Raw genomic sequence first — 13,493 nt, 5'->3', positions numbered from 1 at the left:
GTTCTTCACTCATTAATTCTGTTAGTTGCCTACAGCTGTTGAAATTTCAGCTACATAGGTGTGAAATGCTGCAAATGTGGTCTTCAGCTTGTCTTCGCCGGACAAGATATACTCGATATTTAGCAGGCCTTTTAGTTCAAGATCAGGTTCACCAAAACCAAGTTGAAGTTGTCCGCCTTCAATTCCAATGATTGGCTGGATTAGCGTGTGAAGAATGCGTTCGGCATTAGCCGTAACATTGACTGGCTCAATATGTGGTATGCGACTCCAAATCCAATAACGCCCTTCATCAACCGAAAGCATAATGTCTGGCCCATCCTGCAACTGAACCGTCACCGTCTGATGAAGACTTACTTTGCGAATTTTGTCGTCAGAAAAGCCAAGTCCAGCAAGGAGGTCAGTAACAAGGCGATTAAACATCACCTGCACTTCCTGCTGACTATATGCACGATTTACCGATATCATTCTTAATCTTACCCACTAGATGGTAGAGGTGGCCCGCATTTTGGGGTCAAGGTCATACTGCCTTTCATGAATTTATCAAATAACGCTGATGATTGGTGTGCTGAAAACGACATAAAACTTGGTAACAGAGCTGGGGCGGACTTGTCTTATGCTTTTTGCCATTCATTGCTTATATTTGAAACCGCTACAAATGATCTGCAGATCACTTGTAGCGGCAAGGGACGGAGACATTGATTTTGGCCTCCCTCTTCTGGTGTTCAAAATCACGCGACTTCAAGCTTGTCCCGAAGATTTGTTTATAGCACCCCTTCAAGGTCTCGCCTCTTGAGCGTCGTTCCTACCCTGTCTGCTTCTTAATGAGAAGAATATCTCGTCACGGGCAATCAAGAATTTGATACGCTCATTCAACCCATAATAGAATTCTCTGAACAGCAGCTCTTGGCCCTGGATGCTGGCAAAGGTTTCTCAGTTGCCTGAGCTTTCGCGCCGCAGCGAAGGTCAGCAAAGTCCGCTGAATGGCTGTTCGCAGGTAATGTGGGTCTGAGCTTATGATTGCAGGTTGGTTGCAAGCAATCTGGGTTCATTCGCAATTAATGTGGGTTTGAGCCCTCAGATAAAGTCACTTAATTCGGGCTCAAAAAGCCGATGATTGCAAGCCGAGATGATTATGATTGCAGGTCGGCACACATAATCGAATACTTGCTGTTGGTCTTATCTAAAGCGAAGCCTCTCCGAATGTCATCCCAAAGATGTCTTTCTGGAGTCATCTTTTAGTGAACCTATGTGGTTTGCGATGCATACGTACTGGAACTTTCCCGTCTAACAAAAAAACCGCAAATCCTGCTCTGGGCCTTTCAGAGGTATGTGCTATGCAGCCTTACGAGACACTCACCTTTTGTCCGATAGCAATTGAACCAGATTGGACAACTTTGGCATAAACGCCAAACTTAACGTCGAAATCGCGTGCAATTGGCCGCAAGATGTCTGGCTCGAACTCAAGGTCATCTTGGGCGATGGTTACCATTCTGCAACGTTCTGTTTTATGTGTCACTTCCAGCTGCACACCACCTATTGTCAGTATCCTGCCAATTAAATCGTCATCGGTTACATCCTGCGGTACATCCAAGGTGATGTTCGGCCGGAAACGGCGCTCATCAATTTGTGTCCCTGGAACAAAGCTTTGCAATTTTGCCACCTCTGATGAAAGCAACAGGTGCACCGAACCATCGTCAAAATGTGGAATGTTTCTTTCTGGGACTACTGTCACTGGCTGTCCAAGAAACTCAGTGAGTCTGTGATTGATTTTTTCTGAGCTAATATCAACGGCACATCCATCCGGAAAACCAATTGACACAACGCCCTCCTTCGACACAGCACGTAATGACAACAGATTATCAATACGTCTGAACCGCCGCGTGTTCTTGCCACTACCGAATTTTCCTTGGTCATCAGAAATAGCGAATTGCCTATCGCCAACCACACCTCTTTCATCAAGGTCGAGTTTACTAAGCGTTTCTCCAAGCAGAGATTTGATTGGGTAGTGCCATAGCGACTGAATTTTCAAAGCTGGTCCTTTTTTCGGGTATTTCGTGGCTAGTATAACGAGGTAGGCAGAGGCACCAGCTGTTGGTTAGGTGCTTGAGGCCAGAGCGCTTTGGGTGGAGAAGTGGAGGAAGGTCATCTCTGTTCCTTGATAGTCACTGGAACGAGTCTCATAGGCGGCGTTGGTCAGATCAGAGATTGTCTTTGTCCAGAATGCCAGTGCTCCAGTGTTTTTGGGTAGCACGCGCACTTGCCAGTCTCCCGGATGCAGCTTCAGGCAGGCTTTCAGGGCCGCTTGTCCCAAGCCTTGCCGTGTGAACTTTCCAAGCACGAAGAACTGGCCCATGTCGATCAGCGTGGTGTCATAAGGATACTGCCGCACCAGCGCAAAACCTGCGATCTCGCCAGCCTGCATTATGAAATAGGGATGATGGGCAGCCTCGCGGAAGTAAGCAAGCACGATGTTCTCATCAAACTCAAACCCACCCGATGCAGAAACCGGCCAGTGCATGTATTTGGACATGTCATAGAGGTAGAGCTGAAACATATTCTTCAGCACAGGCATATCCGCCAATACCATCGGCTTCAACTCAACAGACATAACCACCCTCACATGTCGGAGCTACTCAGCAGAGCAATGCATTAGCACTGAATGAGGACTGGCGTCGAGCGGTTGTGATGTTGGAATGCCCGCCTAAGTGCGGAGTGGAGTGACTTTGCAGACGATGGGGCGGGTGGGTTCGAGAAAGAGGACACCTTCCGGCTCTACTTTGTCGGCGTTGAGGATGTCTATATCGAACCGTGTAACGAGGTTTGCTAGAATGAGCGTGCCTTGAAGAATGGCAGAGCTTGCGCCGGTGCACATGCGCAGGCCGCGCCCAAAGGGCAGGAAGCTCTTCATGATGATGTGCTGGTCTTTGCGCATATAACGTTCAGGAGCAAAACGATCCGGATTGAACCAGTACTGCTGATGTCGATGCACAATCCATGGGGACACTGTAATCTGCGCACCTTCCTGCAAGTCCAGTTTACCCAGTTTGATTGGTCTGCTGGCGCGACGGGTCAGGTGCGGAATAGGCGGGTAGAGTCGCAGGATCTCGCGGAAGACATTGCGGGTGTATCTGAGGCGTGAAAGCTGCTCGAACTGAATATCGTCTTGCCCACCCACTTTGCTGACCTCTTCACGGATCTTTTGCTTGGCCTCAGGGCATTGGGAGAGAACAAAGAACGCCCACATCAAAGCTGCGGCTGCCAGCTCCTGACTGTTCAGGATTGTGGTGACGTGGTCCACGATTTGCTTGCGAGTGAAGGGGATATTGGTTTCTGGAGAGCGGGCAATGAGAAACTTATGTAAGAAGCGGTGATGGGAAAAGCTGTTGTGCTGGATATTGCCATCAATGAGCATACTGACCAGATATCGCAGTTGCTGGGCCGCATACATGGCTGTTTGTGGCAGCTTGGGCAACTGCCAGGCAACACCTTGTTCTGCCGTCTCACGGATCACTTGCGAGATGCGCTTCTCAAAGTCACGGGCATGTGAGTTGATCTCGTTGAACACATCTGTCGGCAGCTCGTTGGAAAACAGCATTCTGTAAGCGATGTCTGCATTCAGGCGTCTGAGCAGTAAGGACAGGTCTATCACCCGGTTTTCATTTTGAATTTCTTCGCAATAATCTTCGAACCGGTTGATTGAGTTCTGGATGTGTTCGAAATTCACCTGCTGGGTGCGCATGGTGCCGATGGGCCGGATCATATCGCGCTGGTCTACACACCGGTTGTTGCTTGTCACAATCGGATGATCGCCCAGCAACGGGCGCAGCAATTCAATCATCCCCTCGGCTTTGACGAAGATCTCGGGTTTCTCTTCAAAAATAACGGAGATGAGGTCCGGGTCGTTAATCAGGTAATTGGGTTGCTCTGCCGTGGAAATGTCAACGATATCTGCTTTGTAAAGTTCTTCCGGGAGGTGCCTCAGGAGGTTTGTCTCAACGCCGTCAAAGTCCCCCGTGCCTTCAGTGTATGGGTGAGGTGCCGGAGGGCGATATAAGCTGTTGTTTGTATCCATAGAGCCTGACTTGATTGCATCATGATGGTCACATCGAGGGTCCTCGCGGGATATGACCCGATGCGCGAGTGTAGGCATTGCCGCTTTAATAATTCGCTGAATTTAATGTCGGATCATACTGAAAATACAATGCAATTACTGGTGGTTTTGGTGAGATGATGAAACCACGGCTCTGCATAACTGCCATGCACTACGGTATCTTGACAGTTTGACTTGATTTCATATAGTTTGACCTCAAACAAAAAATAGAGATAAGTGCATGAATGTTTCCCCACGGACCTATGGCTACCTGCTGCGTATCAGCATTTCATTCTTCATGAGCATTATGATGTCATTTGCCATGCTGGTGCTGAACCTCGGGTTTGTCGAAAACTTTATGGTGCTGTGGTTCAAGTCGTTTTCTGTTGCCTTCGCACTTGCTGTTGTTATCAGTTCACTGGTCTTTCCCCTGGTGATCGCCCTGCTGTCGAAGCTTGTGAAAGTATGTGACGAGCCTGCCGACCTGCAGGAAGTGACAGAAGGCTGCTAAGCTCCGTTTTTCGAAAAACAAAGCACCTGACCTAACTGTGATGCAAAAAGGAGTGTCCCTTGCTTTTTGCATTTGCTTTGTGATGCATCACAGTATACGTGCAGTATTGATGTCGATTGGCATCCAAGAATTCTTTTCAGCACATTTCCTCCCACTGTATTCGCTTTCCGGTTCGCCTCGGTAAGCGGATTTGTGCTGCTAACAAGGACACAAAATGGCTCAGCTCCTCGGCAAGCGAAACATGGGTATCGCGCTTACAATCCTGTCTACGCTCATCTTCGCGATGCAGGATGCGATCACCAAGCAGCTCGTATCAGACCATCCGGTCTGGTTCATCATGATGGTGCGCTTTTGGGTTTTGCTGGTGATTGCGGTTGGCTGGGCCATGATCAGCGAACAAGGGCTTTACAATGTGGTGCGCACCAAACGTCCGGTGCTCCAGATTATTCGCGGCCTGCTGCTGTTTGCTGAAATCTGCCTGATCACCTTCGCCTTCAGCATGCTGGGACTGGCCGATGTAACGGCAATTTTTCAGGCTCATCCGCTGATTGTGACGGGACTTGCGGCTCTCTTCCTTGGCGAGACGGTTGGCTGGCGCCGCATTCTGGCAATGTTCTGCGGTATGGCAGGCTTGCTGGTGATGCTGCAGCCGGACGGCAACATCGGCGGTTGGGGCGCTGTGGTGGCGCTGGCTGCCTCGGTCAGCTTTGCGCTGTATCAGTTGTTTACCCGTGTTGCGAGCCAGGATGACAGCGCGCTCACGTCATTCCTTTATGTTGGTATCGTGGGCACTGTTCTCTCCACCATCATCGGCTCTCAACACATGATGGCGTTTGATGAGGTGGAATGGGCGTTGCTGCTCGGCATTTGCGCAACGGGGACCTCCGCACACTTCCTGCTGATGAAGGCACTTTCGCTGGCACAGGCAAGCGACATTCAGCCGTTCAACTATCTTCAGCTGGTCTGGTCGATCCCGATCGGGTTCCTTGTGTTCTCCGACCTGCCAATCTGGAGCACCATTCTCGGTGCAATCATCGTGGTGGGCGCGGGCCTGTTCTCGCTGTCTCGCCAGCGTATCCGTGCGGCTGAGAAGGAAACGGGAGTTGAACCTGAGACCTCAGAGGAAGTGGCTGCGCGCGCCGACTAACGTGCTGCGTGCCTATCGCGCGGATTAAAGACGGTTGCCACGGGCCAGAAACTTCAGGACATCGCCATTGGTGGGCCAGCTGCGATACCGCGGCGCCCGGTCATCCGGCGCTGGTGGGCAGTCGTTCTTGCCAAGAAAATGGGAGGCGACGAGCTTCCCCGTCTTGCGGAACAGGTCAAGGTTGGTGCGGAAGAGCGTTCTCTTTTCCGGCACCACAGTCGTTTCCGCCAGCACTTTACCCGCATCAATCTTTTGAATGCTCTCATGCAGGCTGAGGGTGAAAGCCTGCTCATTCTCCAAAATTGCATGAAAGACTGGATCCGGCCCTTTGTAGATCGGCAGTTTACCGGGATGGATGTTGTAGGTCTTGCCGGAAAACCGCTCGTAAAATGCCGCGTTCAAAATCTGCCCCAGATGAACCGTCAGGATCAAATCCGGCTTACAACGCTCGATAAAGTCGAGAGTCTGAGGCGCGCTGGCGTCATTCGTTGGTAAAACAGGACATTGCAGGCTATGAGCCCAGGTCCGCATGCTCTTCCATTTGGGAACATGTGGCATCCGGTAGGCTGGCTTTGTCACGGCACCCAGGTATCCGGCATAGAGCGGACCGGAGCGGAGCATCAGGTCCTTATAAGCCCGCCAGTCATTGCGCTTACCCGATACGGCGGTGCACTTCACAAGGCCACAGATCTTGATTTCCGGATATGCCAGCAAAGAATGTAAAGCAGCATCAGTGTAAACGCTGGCGTTGGAAACAAGACAAATCTGCATGCATACTCCCCAATTGCATAGTGTGGTCGTCAACTACATAAAGTAATCGTAGGTGACGCCCATTTTCCGTGCTTTTTCCATCCTTGGCGGCTCTACCCGTTTCAGGCGTTGCTCTGCGTAGGAGGTGGAGAGGATCTTTTCTGCTGTCCCCTTTGCTGCAGCTTCCAGGCCAGCCGCATTGTAAAGCGACCCGCGCACTTGAATGGTGGTTTTCAACGCATCGATAAACTTGCGGAACACATCTGGCTCCGGCGGAGTTGCTGAGCGCCAGAAAGTCTCCCAATCGCCCTGATGCGTCAGGCCGTCCATATCGTAAATTGTTGGCAGAATGCAGCAGGTCGGCACACCATATTCAAGCGCTTCAATGCCGGCAGAACTGTTGATGGTCAGCATGCCAAGGGATGGCTCAGCAAGTGCTTTGATCGTCTGCCCATGAATGAGCTGCGTGCGTTCTTCAACACCATGCTTCCGGCTGGCCTCAACAATTGCCCGAGACAGCTCCTTGAAGCGGTATTCCAGCGGATGGCTCTTGAGCAGCAGCAGTGTCCCCTCTGGTGCATTGCGGGCAAAAGAGGCGATGACCTTCTCAATGGCCTCATAAATGCTGGCAAAGGGAGAGTGATCTCGGATCTGAAAATCTCCATTCAACTGCAAGGCAAAGAGATAATAAGGTGTGCCGCTTTGCTTCAACTGGTTCCAGATAACATCCGCTTCCTGCTTTCGGCGCTTGGCCTGTAGGCGAGCCTTGAGCCAGCCACCATAAACCTGCACACGAGATTCCGTGCGGTGATTGTGGTAATGCGGAAACTTGCGGGCATGAACTGCGTTGTAGAATGTGAAGCCGAGCTCTTGCAGTACGATCTGCTTATAGCTGCCAGGATAAAGGACGGTGGACGTGTCATCCGCCTGCTGCGTGTCCAATGCCATCAGATCCTGTTTGTTCTGCGGGAAGTGCGAAAGCGCAGAACAGCCGCCGTACTCGACCGTCATCCAATCCGGACGCAGATAGCCAAGCTCGGTCGCAATGATGGTGACGTCCAAACGCTTGGCAACGCCGATTGCGACTTTATGGTAGTAGCGCCGGTCCCCATGAAGCAGAATATCGGTGACCCCGTGCGCAACAATCAAGGCTTCCAGAAAAAGAGCCCAGTTCTCAGCAGGCTCAGAAAAATGGATGGTTTCTGTTTGCTCCCAGTCATGGACATCACTGCCGCAAAAATGGACCTTAAGCGTCTTCGCGCCCAGCTTCTCCAAATGGTGTGCAGTGCGGGCGTAGTATTTGGAAAGTGGACCTTGCAGCAGCAAGATGCAGCGCTTGTTTTCTGAAGTCATTTGTCACTCCAGTAACAATTTGCCGGGATGGGAACGCAAGCAGCTTTGGCTTGCGCCAGACGCGGCGGCGTTTCAACAAACGCGCCATGACCGTTGACGCCATCCTCCATCATGCGTTTCACAAACTCTTGCGCCGCGATCTTCCGACCTTCGGGATTAAAAAAGCTTCCATGCACTTGAATGGTATGCCCCATAAGCTTTTCCAGGTCGTGGTAAAGGTCAGCATTCGGTAGAGCTGGTTCCCTCCAAAAGTCATCCAGAGACCGCTGGTCCGTCAATCCGGCAATATCATAGACAGCAATACCCATGGCTTTCACTGGTACGCCGCTTTTCAGTGCTTCCATACCAACCGTGCTGTTCACCAACACGCAACCACGCGAATGCCTGAGCAACTGATTTAGATTGCCACCATCAATAATGATAGTGCGCTCCAAACAACCGAACTCCGCAGCAATCTCGCGAATGACTTTCGGCCAGTTCTCAACGTTGTTGTCAAACGGATGAAGTTTGAACACCAGTTTGCTCGCAGCTGAAGCGCTTTGCGAAAACGTGCTGTAAAGCTCACGAATGAAACCGGACAGATGTTTGTAGTGGGAGTGATGCCTGATCTGATAATCGCCCTGCATTTGCATAGGGACGACAAAATACTCGGCCTGCTCTTCTATGAGCGTGTTGATTGCCTCTTCCGCTTCCTGCCCAAGCCGTTTCTGGCGCATCAAGCGTGGGATGTAACTGAAATAGTCTCTGAACGGATGATAGTAGCGATCCCGCTGATAAAACGGGAATAGATACGGGAAGAAGATCGGAATCAGGTTGCAGATGACCTCATTGGTCGCCTCCTGCAAAAACGCATGCGGAAAACGGGTTGTAGCTTCCAGTTCAGGCAAGTCAGCGGCGCTTTGGCTTATCTGTGCCGGATCATTCGGGAAGTGCGAGTACACTCCCATGCCACCGCGCTCCAGCGTGATCCAATCCGGGCGCATATAACCAAACTCATAGGCAAATGTGTTGATGCCCCGTTGCATGGCAACATCATGCGCTACCCGGTGATACGGTCGCCGATCTGCATAATAGAGAATGTCTGTGATGCCATTCTCATCAATCAACCGCTCCAGCTTGCTTTGCCAGTTCTTCAACCGCCCCCAATAAGCTTTCGCGCCCAACCCAACGCGAAAATACCAGTCACTGAGAGAAAAATTAACGATGGTGTACTTGATCTTTCGGGCTTCAAACTCTTCAACAAGCGCCCGACAAAAGGCAGAAGGGTGGGACTGTAAAATAAGAACTGATCGAACTGACATAGTACCTATACTCAACTACTTAAGCTGATTTTTGCGATGCTGAGCAAGCGCTTCATCGACAGAGTCATACATAGTCAACTCACCGTCGTGCAGCAGGCAGGCACTGTCACAGAGCTTTTTGATGGTGGCTTCTGAGTGCGAGATCATAATGATGTTGGCGTGCTTGAGCTTTGTTTCAAAAACTTTATCACATTTTCTTTTGAACCGAGCATCGCCAACAGCAGTAATTTCATCAATTAGATAGCAATTGAAATTTATGGCCATGCTAACACCAAAAGCAAGGCGTGCTTTCATACCACTGGAATATGTTTGGATTGGTAATGTCATAGACGGTCCAAGTTCAGAGAAATCTTCTACAAACTCAACCATACGCTCTGTGTCTTCGCCATACATTCGAGCAACGAAGCGAACGTTTTCGATTCCTGTCATCTTCCCTGCGAAACCACCTCCAAAGCCAAGAGGCCAAGAAACCTTTACGTTTCGCTTGATGCGACCGCTATCAGGAAGTTCAGCACCGGCAATCAATCGCATTAATGTTGATTTACCTGCGCCATTATGACCAAGTATGCCGATATTTTTACCTTTTGGGAATCTTGTTGTAAGCCCATTCAAAATATTTTTTCTTACACCTTTAAGTCGGTAAGTTTTTGAAACATCGAGAAATTCGATCATCAGATAGATTTCTTTCGATAGAGGCGTTCACCGAATAAACCAACGAGGAGCAGGATTACTATGCAGGTTAGCAAGTATGATTTGTCCAAGACGATGCTATCGTAATTTCCATAGTAACCTTCACGAAACCACTCAATACCGTGAAGCACTGGGTTCCAGGCAAGCAATCTCACAATTTGGGTTGGAAAATCGCTTGGTACATAAAAAATTCCAGAAAGAAAGAAAAGCGGTCTACTGATTATTGACTCTAGTTGCTTCCATGTAGGCCATAATCTGAATAAAACGGCATTCGTGGTTCCTGCACCGAAACCGAGCAACGTTAAAAAAATAAACGCGGCTGCGCATTGCTCTGGGCGGACTGGCAACGGTGAACCGTCACCCCAGATAATCATCGTGAAAAAAACTATAATTATCATGAGATAGGTTAAAGTAATTAAAATATATTTAGAAACAAGTATGTCAGTCTCTTTAACGAGCGGATAACTAAGCAGCCCTTTGCTAGAGCTAACCGCTGTCATAAGTGAACTAGATAGTTTGGAATAAGTTTGGAACGGTAAGATACCACTCGCAAAAAAGAGTGCAAAACTGGTTCCAAAGGCTGGTGATCTTCCGATACTTGAGAAGATCAACACTAAGACCAGAGTGCTTAGAGCTGGGTTAACAATTGCCCAGAGATACCCTAACTGAGTGTCCCCAAAGGCTGTTCGAGTTTCTCTAAGTACAAGAGCACCAATAACACGGGTTTGAGTTGTAATAACATTTTCCATAGCAAGCGATTTATTTGAGGTGGTCACGAATGGAGTAGGTAATTACTGTAGCAAGTGCCCAGATGGAAAGTAGCCCAAGAAAGAGAATCAGAGAGTTGATGAGGCGACGAGGATAGATAGCCGCTTCTGGCTTTGAGGGAGGATTAAAAACTGCAAGATATCTTTGCTGACGATCTGCCTCAGCGCGTGAACGCTCTAAACCAGCTAGTGCTGCAGTATAGGCTTGTTGAGCAAACTCTTGCTCGACCACCAACTCTTCATAATTCGCTAACAATGCAGAAAGAGACGAAAGTCGATCACCGGTTTCAACTGGCAGCTTCTCTTGGAATGGTTTCTTGCCACTTATTTCATCACGCTTACTTAAAATTTGCTGAATTAGAACTTCTTCTTGCTTTCGTAGTTGACGAATTGTCGGTGAGCTCTCATCTATTGTTCCAACCAGTGTTGCCAACCGAGACCGTGTGTCTAGTAGCTGCTTCTCGAGACCTGCAATAAGCTCAATTTGTACTTCAGCATTTTTTGTCGGATCGATTGAACTCTCTGTACTGCGAAATTCTTTCATTCGCATGCGGATAATCTTCAATCTCAATTCTGCACGTCTTACTTCCTCTTCGGCAAATTTGACAGCATCTTTGCGTGCGTTTTGAGAAAGCGTGTTAACAAGTTCAGAACCGTACGACAGAACTTTGGAAGCAATTTTCTCAGCCATATCTGGAGTGAATGCTTGAACCTCAACTTCAATAATACTCGACGAGTTGTCGAAACTAGTTGAAATCATGCCCTGCCAGTATCCGACTAAGTCTTCAATAGAAAATTCCTTGTCTAACTGATAGATGAAGTCGACGTTGTCACCACCAAAGTGTTTAACGATACCCAAATCATCAGAAAGACGTTCAACAACTTCTCGACCCTCTAGATAGTCCATAAGGATAAAAGAGTCTGTTGTAGTGGTTCCTACGCTTGCAAGACCCGTGAGAGCACCTAAGAAGTCTCCTCCAGCCGAAGAGCCATCCATGCCGCGTACAGAAAAGCCTATGGTCGAAGAATATCGTTCTGATGCAATAAACAAGAAATACGTTGCACCTAGTAAGCCAGGAACAAGCACGAGCAAGGCAAATGAAATTGCTAGAAACTTCCTTCGTATTTCTTGAGGCCTTAATGACCGGAAATTGAGCAACGTTTTAGATTGAGTAGTTTTTGAACGAGCTGCCTTGTCAAATGGCAAAGTGACAACTGAAGCAACTTTTTTCTGCAATGGTGCTTTTTTTGCTGGTGTTGGAGATGCCTTAGGATTCGATGCCTTGGTTTCGTGTTTTGGAGTTACTTTACCTGAAGTTTTTGGCGGTGCAGGGCGAATTTCTGCGACTTTTGCGGTTGTCCCATTTTCCATACTGGGTCTTCACCTTTTTAAATGGACTTGGTCATAGTTGCAGGCAAATGCCCATTTTCTTAAATTGAAGATTTCGTTGAATCATAACACGACTTCTCAAATTGAGAAGCAAATATTGGCATTACAACAACCGGCAAACTTAAGTTACAGCCAAAAACCCGCATTCTTAAAAGGTACTCACTGTTTTGCTGATTGCCAATGTTCCACTCAAAATCCTGATAAACTTGTTAAGCTCAGCACCATATGCGCTAGAAACATAGACAACATCTTTATCACGTAGCAAGAAAAGTTGGCCTTTGAAATAGGAACGCGCATCTCTCATATTTAAGCGGTAAATCACAGGAATTTTTCCCGATTTTGTCCCAAGATACTCAGGTTTTAGCTGGGAAAGAACTTGGGGATCTTCGTAGCGGAAAACAAAGAGACCCTGAGAATTGGCAGCATTCCTGTCCAAACCACCTATACGGCCTAATGCTTCAACGAGCGAAACATTCGAGGCTTGAATTGGAAACTCACCAACTTTAGGCACAGCACCAAAGGCGGTGAAGGTCTGTGGATCATGTGTGACGAAAATCCGATCTCCTGGTCGAACATAGACATTTTCGTCTGTCGTCTGGAAAACAGCGCTGAGCAGCTGCTTTGCTTGGCGTCCGTTGCGCGAAATCGACACATAGCTCTCAGTGGCAGGTGATGCGTTGCCACCTGCGTTTGCGACAACGTCGAGCAAACGCTTGCCGCTTAGATCCAAGGGATATTGGCCTGGTTTCTTAACCGCACCATTCACTGTGACCAAGCTGCTAGCGTTTTGTTTTAATGTAACAATAACTTGTGGATTAGTAGCTTTACGATCAAGCGCAACCTGGAGCGCCTCTTGAAGCCTCTCGACTGATTTTCCACGTGCATTAACCTTGCCCACATACGGAATGGTGATTGCACCGCTTTGGTTGACCATGAATGGGCCTAGTTCGACACCGCCAGCTTGTCCATTCGGTGTGAACAAACGGTCATTGCCCTGCTCCCAAACGACTACAGAAACAGTATCGCCAACGCCAACGATATGCTTAGGTGCCCATTTCCCGCCTGTGAAGACTTTTGATAATCCATTCGGTTGATAGGCTGAAAGCACTGATACAACCGAGTCATCAAGATCAATCAGATGATAGTCAAAAGGTTCTGTGCGTCGATCTGAAGAGGCTGCCTGGATCTCTGAAGATACTGGACCAGCTGAAGGTAGCGCAGCGCAACCGGACAAAACGCCTAAGACAGGAACAATGATGGCAATGGATTTTACGAAACCTGAAGTTATTTGAGCTGACCGCACATCAGTCGAATTGGAAAATAAATTCATAAAACTTCTATCCACTTTACCGCCGGATCAAAAATACGCTTGTCAAAAACATCCAGCTTTAATAGAGAGATTAGTATCTCAATCTGAGATAGAATTCAAATTTAGTAATGAAAACGAGTTCAACTACCTGTTGTTTTCTTTGGAGAAAGTTGGACTTCTGATGA

At 48.5% G+C, this 13,493-nt stretch carries 13 protein-coding genes; 2 read left to right on the top strand and 11 right to left on the bottom strand.

What is annotated here, in order from left to right; genetic code table 11:
- Positions 1–21: 21 nt before the first annotated feature.
- The 4 genes from PsAD37_RS14445 to PsAD37_RS14430 all read right to left on the bottom strand — a co-directional run bounded on the left by PsAD37_RS14445 (position 22) and on the right by PsAD37_RS14430 (position 4,072).
- Positions 22–420, bottom strand: a complete 399-nt coding sequence (locus PsAD37_RS14445) for a hypothetical protein (RefSeq protein ID WP_063296750.1) — start codon at positions 418–420, stop codon at positions 22–24.
- A 922-nt stretch (positions 421–1,342) separates the two neighbouring features.
- Positions 1,343–2,029, bottom strand: a complete 687-nt coding sequence (locus PsAD37_RS14440) for an MOSC domain-containing protein (protein WP_084407813.1) — start codon at positions 2,027–2,029, stop codon at positions 1,343–1,345.
- Positions 2,030–2,095: 66 nt separating this feature from the next.
- Complete coding sequence (locus PsAD37_RS14435) at positions 2,096–2,608, bottom strand: GNAT family N-acetyltransferase (RefSeq protein WP_063296748.1); 513 nt, start codon at positions 2,606–2,608, stop codon at positions 2,096–2,098.
- Positions 2,609–2,701: 93 nt separating this feature from the next.
- Entirely contained in the window at positions 2,702–4,072 is a 1,371-nt protein-coding gene (locus PsAD37_RS14430) for a cytochrome P450 (protein ID WP_063296747.1), read from the bottom strand.
- A 259-nt stretch (positions 4,073–4,331) separates the two neighbouring features.
- Here PsAD37_RS14430 and PsAD37_RS14425 point away from each other — a divergent pair, with 259 nt between their 5' ends.
- Together PsAD37_RS14425 and PsAD37_RS14420 are read left to right on the top strand one after the other, a co-directional pair.
- On the top strand, positions 4,332–4,601 hold the full coding sequence (locus tag PsAD37_RS14425; protein WP_063296746.1) for a DUF2798 domain-containing protein: 270 nt from the start codon (positions 4,332–4,334) through the stop codon (positions 4,599–4,601).
- Between the two features lie 214 nt (positions 4,602–4,815).
- On the top strand, positions 4,816–5,748 hold the full coding sequence (locus PsAD37_RS14420) for a DMT family transporter (protein WP_063293512.1): 933 nt from the start codon (positions 4,816–4,818) through the stop codon (positions 5,746–5,748).
- Between the two features lie 24 nt (positions 5,749–5,772).
- Here PsAD37_RS14420 and PsAD37_RS14415 read toward each other — a convergent pair whose 3' ends face one another.
- The 7 genes from PsAD37_RS14415 to PsAD37_RS14385 all read right to left on the bottom strand — a co-directional run bounded on the left by PsAD37_RS14415 (position 5,773) and on the right by PsAD37_RS14385 (position 13,329).
- Entirely contained in the window at positions 5,773–6,519 is a 747-nt protein-coding gene (locus tag PsAD37_RS14415) for a formyltransferase family protein (protein WP_063296745.1), read from the bottom strand.
- A gap of 33 nt (positions 6,520–6,552) precedes the next feature.
- A complete protein-coding gene (locus PsAD37_RS14410) occupies positions 6,553–7,851 on the bottom strand; it encodes a capsular biosynthesis protein (RefSeq protein ID WP_063296744.1) in 1,299 nt (432 codons plus the stop codon).
- The gene (locus tag PsAD37_RS14405; RefSeq protein WP_063296743.1) at positions 7,848–9,152 is read right to left on the bottom strand and encodes a capsule biosynthesis protein; all 1,305 of its coding nucleotides are present in this window, start codon (positions 9,150–9,152) and stop codon (positions 7,848–7,850) included. Before PsAD37_RS14405 ends, PsAD37_RS14410 begins: the two co-directional genes overlap by 4 nt.
- A 15-nt stretch (positions 9,153–9,167) precedes the next feature.
- Entirely contained in the window at positions 9,168–9,824 is a 657-nt protein-coding gene (locus tag PsAD37_RS14400; protein ID WP_063296742.1) for an ABC transporter ATP-binding protein, read from the bottom strand.
- On the bottom strand, positions 9,824–10,591 hold the full coding sequence (locus PsAD37_RS14395; protein WP_063296741.1) for an ABC transporter permease: 768 nt from the start codon (positions 10,589–10,591) through the stop codon (positions 9,824–9,826). The genes PsAD37_RS14400 and PsAD37_RS14395 overlap by 1 nt, the downstream gene beginning before the upstream one ends.
- A gap of 10 nt (positions 10,592–10,601) precedes the next feature.
- The gene (locus PsAD37_RS14390; RefSeq protein ID WP_063296740.1) at positions 10,602–11,981 is read right to left on the bottom strand and encodes a lipopolysaccharide biosynthesis protein; all 1,380 of its coding nucleotides are present in this window, start codon (positions 11,979–11,981) and stop codon (positions 10,602–10,604) included.
- A 166-nt stretch (positions 11,982–12,147) separates the two neighbouring features.
- Positions 12,148–13,329: a polysaccharide biosynthesis/export family protein gene (locus PsAD37_RS14385; RefSeq protein ID WP_063296739.1), complete on the bottom strand. Its 1,182-nt coding sequence runs from the start codon at positions 13,327–13,329 to the stop codon at positions 12,148–12,150.
- Between the last annotated feature and the right edge of the window lie 164 nt (positions 13,330–13,493).

This window comes from Pseudovibrio sp. Ad37, assembly GCF_001623075.1.
In the GTDB taxonomy this organism is placed as follows: Bacteria; Pseudomonadota; Alphaproteobacteria; order Rhizobiales; family Stappiaceae; genus Pseudovibrio.
This window is presented reverse-complemented; position numbering and strand designations above follow the sequence as displayed.

What these genes read in the sequence shown, in the direction of transcription:
- PsAD37_RS14445 (WP_063296750.1), bottom strand. Translation starts at nt 420, where the DNA reads ATGTTTAATCGCCTTGTTACTGACCTCCTTGCTGGACTTGGCTTTTCT.
- PsAD37_RS14435 (WP_063296748.1), bottom strand. Translation starts at nt 2,608, where the DNA reads ATGTCTGTTGAGTTGAAGCCGATGGTATTGGCGGATATGCCTGTGCTG.
- PsAD37_RS14430 (WP_063296747.1), bottom strand. Translation starts at nt 4,072, where the DNA reads ATGGATACAAACAACAGCTTATATCGCCCTCCGGCACCTCACCCATAC.
- PsAD37_RS14425 (WP_063296746.1), top strand. Translation starts at nt 4,332, where the DNA reads ATGAATGTTTCCCCACGGACCTATGGCTACCTGCTGCGTATCAGCATT.
- PsAD37_RS14420 (WP_063293512.1), top strand. Translation starts at nt 4,816, where the DNA reads ATGGCTCAGCTCCTCGGCAAGCGAAACATGGGTATCGCGCTTACAATC.
- PsAD37_RS14415 (WP_063296745.1), bottom strand. Translation starts at nt 6,519, where the DNA reads ATGCAGATTTGTCTTGTTTCCAACGCCAGCGTTTACACTGATGCTGCT.
- PsAD37_RS14410 (WP_063296744.1), bottom strand. Translation starts at nt 7,851, where the DNA reads ATGACTTCAGAAAACAAGCGCTGCATCTTGCTGCTGCAAGGTCCACTT.
- PsAD37_RS14405 (WP_063296743.1), bottom strand. Translation starts at nt 9,152, where the DNA reads ATGTCAGTTCGATCAGTTCTTATTTTACAGTCCCACCCTTCTGCCTTT.
- PsAD37_RS14400 (WP_063296742.1), bottom strand. Translation starts at nt 9,824, where the DNA reads ATGATCGAATTTCTCGATGTTTCAAAAACTTACCGACTTAAAGGTGTA.
- PsAD37_RS14395 (WP_063296741.1), bottom strand. Translation starts at nt 10,591, where the DNA reads ATGGAAAATGTTATTACAACTCAAACCCGTGTTATTGGTGCTCTTGTA.
- PsAD37_RS14390 (WP_063296740.1), bottom strand. Translation starts at nt 11,981, where the DNA reads ATGGAAAATGGGACAACCGCAAAAGTCGCAGAAATTCGCCCTGCACCG.
- PsAD37_RS14385 (WP_063296739.1), bottom strand. Translation starts at nt 13,329, where the DNA reads ATGAATTTATTTTCCAATTCGACTGATGTGCGGTCAGCTCAAATAACT.